The organism is Neorhizobium tomejilense (genome assembly GCF_964254135.1).
GTDB lineage: Bacteria > Pseudomonadota > Alphaproteobacteria > Rhizobiales > Rhizobiaceae > Neorhizobium > Neorhizobium tomejilense.
In genome coordinates, this window is sequence record NZ_CAXUSO020000001.1 from 4,468,342 (window position 1) to 4,480,404 (window position 12,063).

Consider the following 12,063-nt stretch of genomic DNA (forward strand, 5'->3'; position numbering starts at 1 on the left):
GGATAAAGCCCGGCAGCGTGGGCTATTTGCCGGGCTTTTCGGTCTCCGGACCGGTCATGACGGAGGCGTTCGGAAGCTGAGCGCTCCTGAGCCCGACATTCTCCCGTTCGTCGGCGGGCACGCCCACGCGTTCCTTGAGGCGCCAGATCACGTACGTCCCGTAGGCGATCGCCACCAGGATCACCGCGTAGATGAAGGTGTGCTGGCCGAAAGCCGGGGTGAGCAGGGTCACCCCGAGCGGCACGATGGTCGCCGCGGTCGACCAGGCGACGAGCAGCGTCGAGGAGAGCGGCACGAAATCGCCGGGATCGGCCCGGTCGTTGGCATGCGCGTTGGCGACCGAATAGACCGTCTCGACCGCGCCGCCGAAGACGAGGAAGACGAGCATCAGGACGATCATCATCGAGAAGGAGACGAACAACGCCGCGGTGCCTGCCGCGACGATCAGCGCGCAGGTGATCAACAGCACGAAACGGCGGTCGATGCGGTCCGACAGCATGCCGAGCGGATATTGCACGAACAGCAGGCCGGTCTGCATCACCAGCATCAAAAGCGCGACGTCTGTCTGCGCCACGTGGCTGGTGGTGGCGTAGATCGGCACGAAGCCCTGGATCACCATGGAAAGGCCGCCGGACGCGAGCACGCCGATCAGCCCGACCGGCGAGATGCGCCAGGCCATCTTGATGTCGACGTTGACATTGGCCGGCGCCGGCGGGTTGGGCAGGCGGGTCAGCCCGATCGGCAGGATGGCGAGCGCGGTGACGAACACCACGGCGAGCGGCGCCAGATTGCCGTCCGTCGGAATACGGCCGAACAACCATGCGCCGGCGCCGAGCCCCAGCACGAAGGCCATGTAGAAGAACGACATCGCCCGGCCGCGCCATTCGTTGGAGGCGGCGTGGTTGAGCCAGCTCTGGGCGATGATGAAATTGACATTGGACGCTGCCCCGTAAACGCCGCGTGCCAAAACCCACCAGATCGGCGGCGGGTTGGTGGCGATCAGCACGGCGGCGATGATCACCATCGCCATCGAGCAGGAGAACAGCCGCGCATGGCCCACCCGGCGGATCAGCGGCCCGCCGACGATGCAGCCGATCAGGCCACCGAAGGCGAGCGTCGGGACAGCGGCACTGGCGGCCCAGGTGGAGCCGCTCTCCGTCAGTACGAAAGGAACATAGGCGGACATGATGCCGCTGCCGACAGCGGCGATCGTCATCGAAACGACGATGCTGGCGATCGACAGGGGCGACGCCGTCTCGGATGTCTGGCCGTTCATTTCGTCCCCCACAAGCTCGGGCCTTGGCGGTTTCCGCCGACTTGAAGCCCGATACTGCTCCATAGCCGATGGACGATGACAGGAGCTATCGCGGAAGCGCCATCGCTTGTAAAATTCGCCAATTCCATCATCCGTGCGCTTGATTCTCTTATAAGAGAATGCAATTCTCGAATCATGGAAACGACGGACCACGATATAGAGAACGCGATCAGCGAACGGCTGAAGAGCCTGCGCGCCCGTGCGGGGTTGACGCTGGACGAACTCGCGAACCGCTCGGGCGTCAGCCGTGCGATGATTTCCCGGATCGAGCGGGCGGAGGCGAGCCCGACCGCGGCGCTGCTGGCAAGGCTGTCGGAGGCGCTCGGCCTCTCCCTCTCGGCATTCTTCGCCGATGACGAGCCGCAGAACTCGCCGCTCAGCCGCAGGGCGGAGCAGAAGCTCTGGCGCGATCCGCATACGGGCTATCTGCGCCGCTCGGTCTCGCCATCGGGCACACCGTCGCGCGTCGATATCGTCGAGGTGGATTTTCCAGCCCATTCGCGGGTCAGCTTCCCGCCGCGGGAGGAAAGCCGGGTGATGACCCAGCACGTCTGGCTCTTCGAGGGCGTGCTGGAAATGGTCATCGGCGAGACCGTCCATACGCTTCATCCCGGCGATTGCCTCTTCATGGATATCGGCGCCGCCTTCGACTTCCACAATCCATCCGACAAGCCGGCCCGGTATGCCGTCGTCCTTGACCGCGGCCGCTAATTCTTTTCAAGACGCCAGGAGCCTTTTCAAGATGACCGTCACCATTCGCATCCTCAATGCCGGCGAAACCCGCGCCACAATAGCCGATCTCTCCGAGACCCTGTCCGACTGCGTCAACGGCGGGGCTTCGCTCGGCTTCATGCTGCCTTTCGAGCCGAAGGATGCGGTCGGCTATTGGCAGGAGATTGCCGATGCGGTCGAAAAAGGTGGCATCATCCTCGCGGTGGCCGAAGTGGAGGGCAAGGTCGTCGGCACTGTGCAGGTGGGCCTTGCCTCAAAGCCGAACCAGCCGCATCGCGGCGACCTGATGAAGCTCCTCGTGCATCGCTCAGCCCGCGGGCTCGGCCTGTCGCGCAGGCTGATGGAAGCGGTGGAAGCGGAAGCCGCACGGCGCGGCCGTACGCTTCTGGTGCTCGACACCGCGACCGGCAGCGACGCGGAAAAGATCTATCCGCGCTTCGGCTGGGAGCGGGTCGGCGTCATCCCGGATTATGCCATGTGGCCGGAAGGCGGTTTCTGCGCCACCACGCTGTTTTACAAGCGGGTTGCTTGAAGTCATTGATCTTTCACTTGGATGGATCAGCATTTTATGCGAGCTATCGTCCAAATGTTGCGGGAGGTGTCGCATGCGGTCGCTCGTATATGTCCTGGCCGGCCTGTCGCTGCTCCTGAGCGGCGCGATCTTCGGTTTCTTTTATGCCTGGGTATGCTCGACTATGTGGGGGCTTGATGCGGCCGATCCGGTGGTCGCCATCGAGGCGATGAAGGCGATGAATTCATCGGTGCGCAACATGGTGTTCGCGCCGGCCTTTTTCGGCACCAGCCCGCTCCTGCTCATCACAGGGCTTCTGGCGTTCTTTTTGGGGTTGCGAGGCCCGGCTGCGGCTTTCGCGCTGGCGGCTGTTGTTTATTTGATAGGCGGTCAGGTGCTCACCATGACCATCAATGTACCGATGAACGAGGCGCTGGCGGCAATCGCGATCCCGGCCGATGCCGACGGCGCGCGGCGCGTGTGGCAGGACTACTCGCAACCCTGGCAGTATTGGAACGTCGTCCGCACCATCGCCAGCGGCGTCTGCCTCCTGCTTGCGGGGCTCGGGATTGCGTTACTTGGACGGGAAGAATCCAGGCGCCACCGGTTTGGTTGAGTCCAAGAAAAACCGCCGAAACTCTTCTACCCCACCTCGCTTTCTTCTTGCAAATCACGTCATATGCACTGGCGCCGATTGATCCGGCGCTTCTGAAGAGGGGCTTTATGTTTATACTCAATTCTGTGTCGGCCGTGCGCCGTGCAGCCGTGCTGACGCTTGTCCTGGCCACTTGCTCGGGAGCCGGCCAGGCCGTGTCTGCCGACGTGAGCTTCGTGATGCGCAACGAGCATCCGAACGCCGTCGAGGTCGAGCTTTACAGCCAGGACCGCAAACATGTCTGGCCGGGCGGCAACCAGATCTACTATCTGGATGACGGCGAATCCAAGCAGATCCATCTCTCCTGCAAGCAGGGCGAGAACATCTGCTACGGTGCCTGGGTCTCCGGCGACAAGCAGACCTATTGGGGCACCGGCCCAGGCAACAAAGAGAGCTGCGAAGATTGCTGCTATGTCTGCGAAGGCGGCGAGACCGAGGAAATCAACCTGGTCGAGTAGGCAGGGGCCGAAACAGGATCGGCCGCGCTGTCGGCCGATCCATTCCTTTCAGCGGAATTCTTTAGTGACCGCAGCGGCTGCAAACGGGGCGATGGCGGTTTTCAGCGCCATTCCGGCTGTCCAGTGAACAGCCTGCCAGCCGAACATGCGTGCAGCTTCCACATTTTCCAGCGTGTCGTCGAGGAAGACGATGTCCTCGGGCGGGGCGCCTGCTTTTTCGGTGGCGAGACGGAAGAAGTCCTGCGCCGGCTTGCGATGGCCGAATTGGGCGGAATAGAAAATGCCGTCGAAATAGCGGCGGAGGCCTAGCTCCTCCATCAGATAAGCAGCGCGCCGATGTTCCTGGTTCGTGGCAAGATAAAGCGCTACCCCAGCGGCGCGAAAGCGCGCCAGGTCCTCGATCAGTTTCCGGTCCAGTCGGGAATCGTTTTCGAACCAGTAGCGGAGCAGCCTTTCCGCTTCGAGATGCGGCGCGATCTCCCGGAGCACCGCCGTCAACCGCGGTTCGATCGGCTCGCGGCCGGTGACGATATCCGGCCAGAAGGGCTTGAAGAATTCCCGCTGCCATACGTCGAGCCGCAGGCCGAGATCACGTTCGAGATCGGTTGCGAACGGCATGCCGTCATCCGGCCGCCCATGGACGAGCACTCCGTCGACATCGACCATCAAAATTTTCATTGCTTATTTCCAGATCTGAAAACGGGCATAGTTTTGGACGCCGCTTCCTACCGGTGGATGATAGCCGGATGATGACGTTCAGCGGACAGCATTGCCCGATCCGCTGAACAACGAAAACCCGAAGAGCACGCTTTTCGCTCAGCGGGCGGGATTGAGGCTACGCTCGAAGGCTGACACGATGAGGCCCGTGAGTTCCCGGTGGATATCGGCCCGCGTCCGGCTGGAGTTCTCATCACAGATCGGATCGGGCTCTCCGATGGATTTCAGGAACTCGGCCGCACCCGGTTTGCAGACAGGCAGGAAGCTGAAATGGTTGGCACCGCTTACCTGCGCATAGCTGGCATTCGGGGCCTGTTTCGCCAGCGCGTCCGAAAGCACCGCGACCGGGATTTGTCCGGCGCTGCCGAGATTGATGAAGGTCACCGGAATATCGATGGCTTTCACGCTGCCAGCCGTGAAAGCCGTCGCAAGACCGGGATCGACCATGACAGCCGCAGTGACGCGAGGATCGCGGTTCGATCGTTCGAAGCGTGTCCTGTCGATGCTTTCGAGATCCAATTTTTTGACCGTGACCTGTTCGCCATCGGCAAAACCGCGCTCGCCTCGGAACCAGATGCAATCCATCGTCGCCGGGTAGTCATCGCAATACCGTTTGTAGGCATCGAGATTGGCACGTGCGCCGGCAAGCTCCATTGCCGTACTGCCGCCGAGCGAGAAGCCGAGAACGCCGATATGCTCGGTGTCGATTGCCGCCTTCCAGGGAGCTTCGTCAGTCAATGCGGTGATAATGTCGGAAAGGTCCTGAGTGCGTTCCCAGATCTTCGGCGTCGCGGCCGGCGTGGAATCGCCGCTCGTGGTGCCAGGATGGTTGGGACCGGCGACGATGAAGCCCGCCTCGGCGAGCCTGGTGGCAATCCAGGCCATGCCTTCGGCGCGGGAGCCGGAGCCATGGGACAGGAGCACGAGCGGAAAGCGACCGCTTTCGAGGGACGCGTTCTTCGATGCAGGCGATCCCTCGAAAATCCGGTTGTCGCCGATGGACGTCGCTTCGCCGTCACCCTTTGACGGATACCAGACGGTTACCGCAAGTGCCCGGTCGTGTTCAGGCGAAACCACGCTGATCTTCCGGACGCCGACGGGATCTGCGGCAAGGGTGGGGGAACTGCTGATACCCGCCAGCAGAAGAGCAAGAAGGCGAAGGGTGGGGCGCATGGGAGCCTCGTTCGATCTGAGAAAGAAGGCTGATCCCTGGCAGGAGGATGGGCATATTGACGACCTCGATCACGTTCGAGGTCGTCCTCGAACGTGATCCTGTCCTGTCGCCTTAAATCCTGGCGCGCTTTTCCGTCAGGAAATAGAGGAAGGCGATGATCGGCAGGGCAAGGCCGAGCGAGGAGGCGAGCAGCCAGCCGCCTTCGGCAAAGGCCCAGGCGCCGACGGCGGAACCGATTGCGCCGCCGCAGAAGAAGGTCGCCATGTAGAGGCCGTTGAGCCGGCTTCTCAGGTCCGCGCCGAGATTGTAGATCGACCGCTGGCCGATCACGAGCGTCATCGTCACCCCGAAATCGAGCAGGATGGCGGCAAGCGTCAGGAACGCGAGCGCTACGGTGGAGCCTTCCGGTGCGATATGGGTGATCAGGAAGGCGACGGCGACGGCGGCGATGCCGAATACCGTCGCAGGTTTCCCGAGATCCCGGTCGGCCAGGCGCCCGGCGATCGGCGAGGCGATGGCGCCTGCGACGCCTGCGAGGGCAAAGAGTGCGATGCCGGCCTGGCTGAGATGGAAGGCGGGGCCGGCGAGAACCAGCGGCGTCACCGTCCAGAACAGGCTGAAGGTGGCGAACTGGCAGGCCTGGTAGAATGCCCGGCGGCGCAGGACCGGCTGGGTTGCGTAAAGGCGGCCCATCGATGCGAGCAAGGCGAAATAGGAGAGCTTGGTCTGCGGCATCCGCTTCGGCAGGCGGGCGGCAAGCACGAAGCCGAGCCCGATCATGACGGCTGCCGACAGGAAGAACACGACGTGCCAGGAGGAGAACTCGGCAATGAAGCTCGAGACCGGCCGGGCTATCATGATGCCGATCATCAGCCCGCTCATGACATTGCCGACCACCCGGCCACGATTGGCGTCGTTCGCCAGGCTGGCGGCGAACGGCACGATCATCTGTACGGCGGTCGAGCCGACGCCGATCGCCAGCGACGCGGCAAGGAACGGAATGGATGCGCTCGACAGGCCGGCGCCGAGCAATGCCACGGTGGCCACGCCGATCATGGTGAGGATCAGCCGGCGGTTTTCGAGAAGGTCGCCGAGCGGCACCACCAGCAGCAGGCCGAGGCCGTAGCCGATCTGCGTCAGCGTCACGATAAGGCCTGTTGCATGCGCCGGAAGACCGATCGAGGCAGCGATCGGGCCCGCCAGCGGCTGGGAATAGTAGAGATTGGCGGCGATAAGCCCGCAAGCCGCAGCCATCACGAAGGTCATCGCGGTGGATAGTCCCGATGCAGCCGCCGGAGTGGCCATCGTTGCGGAATTGGTGGTCATTATATGCTCCTTGGGAGGAAGGATCGGATAGGAATCAGTCGAGAAGTTTCATGGCCGTGTCGACCACGGAAAAGGCGCGGTCGCGGTTCGGGCCAGTCTTGCCCAGCACCCTCAAGCCCTGGGTGACGGAGAGCAGAAGGCGGGCAGTGGCGGCCGGATCGATCGCTGCCGGGATCGATCCATCCGTCTGGCCTTCGCGGATCAGGGTATCGAACAGGGCTTCGCTGCGTGCCATCGATCGGCCGACCCTCTCGGCCGCCTCAGTGTCGTCGACCGCAAGTTCGATCGCCGTTCCGACGACTAGGCAGCCGCGCCGCCCGCTTTCACCATGCGAGGCTTCGGCATAGAAGCGTAGCATGTGGGAAACCTTGTCGCGGCCGTTTGCGCCTTCGGCCAGTTCCTGGTCGAGAAGCGCGTTGCGGACCTGCTTGTAGCGGTCGAAGCTCGCTAGAAAGATCGCCTTCTTGTCCTTGAACGCCTTGTAGAGACTGCCGGCGGCAAGCCCCATGGCGTCCTTCAGTTCCGAAATCGAGGCGGCGTGATAGCCTCTCTCGGAAAAAACGACGATCGCCTTGTCGAGCGCTTCTTCGATCTCGAATTCGCGGGGGCGACCCGGCGGGCGCGTCGCGGTGTTGATATCCATGATGTCGGCTTGATTAGGAAACGATCGTTCCCCAATAGGGCCATGTTTGCTCTTCGTCAAGAGCAAAGCCTGTTCGTGGAATGCCGCTGCCGGCCTTTGCGGCGCGGTCCGGCAAACTAAAAGGGGAACACTTGGCACACCGGACGGTTACCCTTCTGTCACCAACCCCAAAGCTGGAGGCAGATATGAGCAAGAGTGACGTGAAGGAGGCCGTAAAACGCGCCGAGCGCCAGGTGGAGAACACCAGTGCCGGTGGCCACCTCGGCGGCACCTACTACGGCCAGAATCCGGACGGTAAAACGGCATCGACGAATACCAATGTCGGCAAGAACCGTCCCAACACCGGCAGCAGCTAGGACGTCACCACGATCAACAGATTTGGAAAGCCCCGCCGCGTGCGGGGCTTTTTGTTGTAGGCTCCAAAATCCGGTTGCGAAAAAAAATCGGTTGGGTCTGTCGGGGAGGAGGGGAGCCGAACGTCCTCGGTTCAAGGATGGACATCGCGATGCTGCGCAATCCGTCCGGATCTCGGAACCTGTGACTTAGGGGAATAGACATGAGTAGCAATTATCGTTGGGTGATCGTCGCTGCCGGCGCCTTGATGGGCTGCGTCGCCGTTGGCACGATGTTCTCGCTGGCCATCTTTATCGAGCCGATCGCCAAGGCGACCGGCTGGTCGCGTGCCGGCATTTCGAGCGCCATGACGCTCAATTTCGTCGTCATGGGCCTCGGCGGCTTCATGTGGGGCACGTTGAGCGATCGTTTTGGCGCCCGCATCGTCGTGCTGATCGGGGCCGCACTTCTCGGTCTGGCGCTGGTGCTCGCCAGCCAGACGCAAAGCCTCATCGCCTTCCAGCTGATCTATGGTTGCCTGATCGGGCTTTCCGCCAGCGCTTTCTTCGCTCCGATGATCGCCGTCACCATGTCCTGGTTCGACGAGCATCGCAGCCTGGCGGTCTCGCTGGTATCGGCCGGCATGGGCATGGCGCCGATGACCATTTCGCCCTTTGCACGCTGGCTGATCACCGCCTATGACGACTGGCGCCTGGCGATGCTCTTCATCGGCATCGGCGCCTGGATACTGCTCCTGCCGACCGCTTTCCTGGTCCGCAATCCGCCCGTCGTGGCCGCCCCCGGCGGCGCCTCCGAGCCCCAGGCCGAAGGTGCCGGCATGCCGCTGTCGAGGGTGTTCCGTTCGCCACAGTTCCTGGTGCTCGGCTTTACCTTCTTCGCCTGTTGCGCGGCCCATTCCGGCCCGATCTTCCACATGGTGAGCTATGCGATGTTCTGCGGCGTGGCGCCGATGGCGGCCGTCAGCATCTACAGCGTCGAGGGCGCGGCCGGCCTCGGCGGCCGCATTCTGTTCGGCGTGCTTGCCGACCGGCTGGGCGTCAAGCCGGTGCTGATCGGCGGGCTGATGATCCAGGCGGCTGTCATTGCAGCCTACACGATGGTGACCGATCTCGGCCAGTTCTACACCTTGGCGGTAATCTTCGGCGGCACCTATGGCGGCGTGATGCCGCTCTATGCGGTGCTGGCGCGGGAGTATTTCGGGCCGAAGATCATGGGTACCGTGTTCGGTGCGGCGACCATGCTGTCGAGCCTCGGCATGGCCTTCGGACCTCTTGCCGGCGGCTGGGCCTTCGATCATTTCGCAAATTATGACTGGCTGTTCTTCGGCTCGGCACTGGTCGGCCTCGGGGCCGTGGCGATCGCTCTCGCCTTTCCGCCGCTGCCGCGCCAGCCGGCGCAGCTCCAGGCGGCCTGAGTAACTCCCGGACTGTGAGCCACACAGCAAAAAGCCCGGAAAATTCCGGGCTTTTTGAAGTTCAGTGATCGGCTGGGGCCTTGCGGCCCTTGGCTCGAGCCGGGGCCGGAGCAGGCTCCGCCGCTTCGCGTTCGAGACGAAGCTGCCTCAGTTTCTCGGTTTTCTTTTCCCGCTGGGTCGCTTCCGCACTAATGATAGAGCGCGCGGTGTGATCTGTCGCAGCGGCTTTGTCACGCGCGGAAAGCTTGGTGGGATTGAAGAATTCGTCCTTGGTGGCGGCCATAATATCCTCCTTCCTGATGGGATGTCCGTGCGGCTGACAAATTATCCGCGCGCCGGACGGACCACTTTCTTGGGAGCCGGCAGGAGGCCTTCGCGCTGCATCTTCTTGCGCGCCAGCTTGCGGTAGCGGCGAACGGCTTCAGCCTTTTCGCGTACCCGCTTTTCGGAGGGCTTCTCGTAGGCGCTGCGCGCCTTCATCTCGCGGAAGACGCCTTCGCGCTGCATCTTCTTCTTCAGCACCCGGAGTGCCTGCTCGACGTTGTTGTCTCTGACTAGAACCTGCAAACTAAATCCTTTCCATTGCGGGCAGATCCCGCGTTCGATCAAAGTGTTGAATCACTTGCCAATGCGAATGCTCGACGGCTTCAGCCACGGTCCGCTCGGAGCGTCGGCGCAAGCCTCGTCCTTCTTGGCGGACGATGCGGTCTCGGAAGTGTCGATATCACTTTCAACGATCCGGCGCTCGAAATTCTCGCTGCCGAAACGTACCCTATATTGGTTTTCACCGCGGTCGGCTGCCGGCAAAAGGCCCACGACGCGGCATGTCCGGTCGCCAGTGGCGGTCCGGGTAAGGCCTGCCTTGAGGACGATGTTATCGCCTATGGCATAGACATTTGCGCTCATCGTGTTCTCCTTGAACCGGCCGAAAGCCGGGGCAAAACAAAAAGGCCGGGCGTTACCCCGACCTCTTCCCGTCATTCAAGCCGTCGCTGCCAGTACATCCGTGGTCAGCCGAGGCGAATGACATCCTTATGCGGCCCGGAGGTTGTCGGCGGAGCTCTTGCCGGACTTGCGGTCGCGAACGATCTCGTAAGAGATCTTCTGACCTTCAGTCAGGGAAGACATGCCGGCACGTTCAACAGCAGAAACGTGAACGAAAACGTCCGTCGCGCCGTCATCAGGCTGAATGAAGCCGAAACCCTTGGTGCTATTGAACCACTTTACGGTGCCAGTATTCATAACGATTTCCTTTCAATCGTTAGAGATTGCGGACAGTATTCCGTCCGCTTTGATCGATATTTGAGAGGAAATCTGACTGAGCACCAGGCCCGTGAACAAAGGTCGCAAGCAATTTTCGATAGCGTCAATATAAGCTTTATCCGTTGATAATCAATGCTGCCACGGAGATTTAATTTTCCGGGCGCTCGATGGCAATGCCGATCTGCTCAATCAACGACATGATTTTACAATGCAATATTGAAAATAGCAACCGCTTTGGCCGGTTTGGAAGCCGATGCTGACGCATTGGCGACCGTTTTTCAAACGCCAAGCCCGGAGGGTCGCTCCGGGCTTGGGGCATGTCATTACGATGGGACGGTCAGAGCGCGCCGGCGCGCTGCTGCGTCATCATATAGGTATCGTAGGAATATTCGGCGATCTGGGCCCAGAGATAGGCATCCTTCTTGAATGCCTGCTGGCTGTCGTAGATCTTCTTGAAAGCCGGGCTCTTGGCCGAGAGTTCGGCATAGGTCTCCATTGCCGCCTTGAAGCAGACGTCCATGATCTCGCGGCTGAAGGGCTTCAGGATCGCGCCTTCGGCGACGAGTTTCTTCAGCGCCGTGGCGTTGTGGGCATCGTAATTGGCGAGCATGCTCATGTTGGCCGCGGCGCAGGCGTCGCTGACGATCTGCTGGTAGCTTTTCGGCAGGCTCTTGAACTTTTCGAGATTGAAGAAGGCATGCATGGCCGGGCCGCCTTCCCACCATGCCGGGTAGTAGTAGTATTTGGCGACCTTCACGAAACCGAGTTTCTGGTCGTCATAGGGACCGACGAACTCGGTGGCGTCGATCGTGCCCTTCTCGAGCGCTGCATAGACGTCGCCGCCGGCGATCTGCTGCGGGGTGACGCCGACCTTTTGCATCACCTGGCCCGCAAGGCCCGCGATCCGCATCTTCAGGCCCTTGAGGTCATCGATCGTGTTGATTTCCTTGCGGAACCAGCCGCCCATCTGGGTGCCGCTATTGCCGGCCGGCAGGGCATAGAGATTGCGCGGGGCCAGGAACTCGTTGATCAGGTCGTTGCCGCCGCCTGCCGTGAACCATGCATTGGTCATGCGGGCGTTGAGGCCGAAGGGAATGGCGGTACCGAGCGCAAACGCCGGATCCTGGCCGATGTAATAATAGGAGCAGGTATGGGCCATCTCGACGGTACCGTTGGCAACCGCGTCTGCCGCCTGCAGCGGCGGCACGATTTCGCCGGCCCCGAATGTCTGGATGGTGAACTTGCCGTCAGTGGCGTTTTTGACGCTGTCGGCGATCTGGTTGGCGGCGTTGAAGATGATGTCGAGGCTCTTCGGGAAAGAAGAAGTCAATCGCCAGTTGACCCTGGGGCTTTCCTGGGCAATCGCCGGGGCGGCAAGCGCGGTTGCGGCAGCGGCGCCGACCCCGGCCGTGGCGGCCTGCTTGAAGAAATGTCTGCGATCCATGAAATCCTCCTCGAAGCGAAGTGTGCACGGCCTGTCCGGGCTCTCGGTTCGCTCATA

Annotated in this window: 16 protein-coding genes; 6 read left to right on the plus strand and 10 right to left on the minus strand. The window is 61.8% G+C overall.

The window, feature by feature from the left end; translation table 11 throughout:
* Window positions 1–22: 22 nt before the first annotated feature.
* A complete protein-coding gene (locus tag ACSQ3G_RS21965) occupies window positions 23–1,276 on the minus strand; it encodes an MFS transporter (RefSeq protein WP_436111531.1) in 1,254 nt (417 codons plus the stop codon).
* 174 nt (window positions 1,277–1,450) lie between these two features.
* Between ACSQ3G_RS21965 and ACSQ3G_RS21970 the strand changes: the two genes are divergently transcribed.
* From ACSQ3G_RS21970 to ACSQ3G_RS21985, 4 genes are all read left to right on the plus strand, one after another.
* The gene (locus ACSQ3G_RS21970; RefSeq protein WP_205836927.1) at window positions 1,451–2,026 is read left to right on the plus strand and encodes a helix-turn-helix domain-containing protein; all 576 of its coding nucleotides are present in this window, start codon (window positions 1,451–1,453) and stop codon (window positions 2,024–2,026) included.
* A 31-nt stretch (window positions 2,027–2,057) separates the two neighbouring features.
* Complete coding sequence (locus ACSQ3G_RS21975) at window positions 2,058–2,579, plus strand: GNAT family N-acetyltransferase (RefSeq protein WP_105417149.1); 522 nt, start codon at window positions 2,058–2,060, stop codon at window positions 2,577–2,579.
* A gap of 73 nt (window positions 2,580–2,652) precedes the next feature.
* A complete protein-coding gene (locus ACSQ3G_RS21980; RefSeq protein ID WP_436111532.1) occupies window positions 2,653–3,174 on the plus strand; it encodes an anthrone oxygenase family protein in 522 nt (173 codons plus the stop codon).
* Window positions 3,175–3,281: 107 nt separating this feature from the next.
* Entirely contained in the window at window positions 3,282–3,671 is a 390-nt protein-coding gene (locus tag ACSQ3G_RS21985) for a hypothetical protein (RefSeq protein WP_105417151.1), read from the plus strand.
* Window positions 3,672–3,719: 48 nt separating this feature from the next.
* Here ACSQ3G_RS21985 and ACSQ3G_RS21990 read toward each other — a convergent pair whose 3' ends face one another.
* The 4 genes from ACSQ3G_RS21990 to ACSQ3G_RS22005 all read right to left on the minus strand — a co-directional run bounded on the left by ACSQ3G_RS21990 (window position 3,720) and on the right by ACSQ3G_RS22005 (window position 7,531).
* Window positions 3,720–4,349: an HAD family hydrolase gene (locus tag ACSQ3G_RS21990; RefSeq protein WP_436111533.1), complete on the minus strand. Its 630-nt coding sequence runs from the start codon at window positions 4,347–4,349 to the stop codon at window positions 3,720–3,722.
* A 138-nt stretch (window positions 4,350–4,487) separates the two neighbouring features.
* Window positions 4,488–5,561 (minus strand): alpha/beta hydrolase family protein, encoded by a 1,074-nt coding sequence (locus ACSQ3G_RS21995; RefSeq protein ID WP_436111534.1) that lies wholly within the window; start codon window positions 5,559–5,561, stop codon window positions 4,488–4,490.
* A 112-nt stretch (window positions 5,562–5,673) separates the two neighbouring features.
* Complete coding sequence (locus ACSQ3G_RS22000) at window positions 5,674–6,867, minus strand: MFS transporter (RefSeq protein WP_436111763.1); 1,194 nt, start codon at window positions 6,865–6,867, stop codon at window positions 5,674–5,676.
* Between the two features lie 55 nt (window positions 6,868–6,922).
* Window positions 6,923–7,531, minus strand: a complete 609-nt coding sequence (locus ACSQ3G_RS22005) for a TetR/AcrR family transcriptional regulator (protein WP_436111535.1) — start codon at window positions 7,529–7,531, stop codon at window positions 6,923–6,925.
* Between the two features lie 185 nt (window positions 7,532–7,716).
* Here ACSQ3G_RS22005 and ACSQ3G_RS22010 point away from each other — a divergent pair, with 185 nt between their 5' ends.
* The gene (locus tag ACSQ3G_RS22010; RefSeq protein WP_172723891.1) at window positions 7,717–7,887 is read left to right on the plus strand and encodes a hypothetical protein; all 171 of its coding nucleotides are present in this window, start codon (window positions 7,717–7,719) and stop codon (window positions 7,885–7,887) included.
* Window positions 7,888–8,087: 200 nt separating this feature from the next.
* Window positions 8,088–9,299, plus strand: a complete 1,212-nt coding sequence (locus tag ACSQ3G_RS22015) for an MFS transporter (RefSeq protein ID WP_436111536.1) — start codon at window positions 8,088–8,090, stop codon at window positions 9,297–9,299.
* Between the two features lie 61 nt (window positions 9,300–9,360).
* On the opposite strand, the gene ACSQ3G_RS22020 is transcribed toward ACSQ3G_RS22015, so the two are convergent.
* The 5 genes from ACSQ3G_RS22020 to ACSQ3G_RS22040 all read right to left on the minus strand — a co-directional run bounded on the left by ACSQ3G_RS22020 (window position 9,361) and on the right by ACSQ3G_RS22040 (window position 12,006).
* Entirely contained in the window at window positions 9,361–9,582 is a 222-nt protein-coding gene (locus ACSQ3G_RS22020) for a hypothetical protein (protein ID WP_046603001.1), read from the minus strand.
* Window positions 9,583–9,623: 41 nt separating this feature from the next.
* Complete coding sequence (gene rpsU / locus ACSQ3G_RS22025; RefSeq protein ID WP_038548258.1) at window positions 9,624–9,866, minus strand: 30S ribosomal protein S21; 243 nt, start codon at window positions 9,864–9,866, stop codon at window positions 9,624–9,626.
* Window positions 9,867–9,917: 51 nt separating this feature from the next.
* Complete coding sequence (locus ACSQ3G_RS22030) at window positions 9,918–10,205, minus strand: hypothetical protein (RefSeq protein WP_046630247.1); 288 nt, start codon at window positions 10,203–10,205, stop codon at window positions 9,918–9,920.
* A gap of 126 nt (window positions 10,206–10,331) precedes the next feature.
* A complete protein-coding gene (locus ACSQ3G_RS22035; RefSeq protein WP_007770461.1) occupies window positions 10,332–10,541 on the minus strand; it encodes a cold-shock protein in 210 nt (69 codons plus the stop codon).
* A 358-nt stretch (window positions 10,542–10,899) separates the two neighbouring features.
* The gene (locus ACSQ3G_RS22040) at window positions 10,900–12,006 is read right to left on the minus strand and encodes a TRAP transporter substrate-binding protein (RefSeq protein ID WP_436111537.1); all 1,107 of its coding nucleotides are present in this window, start codon (window positions 12,004–12,006) and stop codon (window positions 10,900–10,902) included.
* Between the last annotated feature and the right edge of the window lie 57 nt (window positions 12,007–12,063).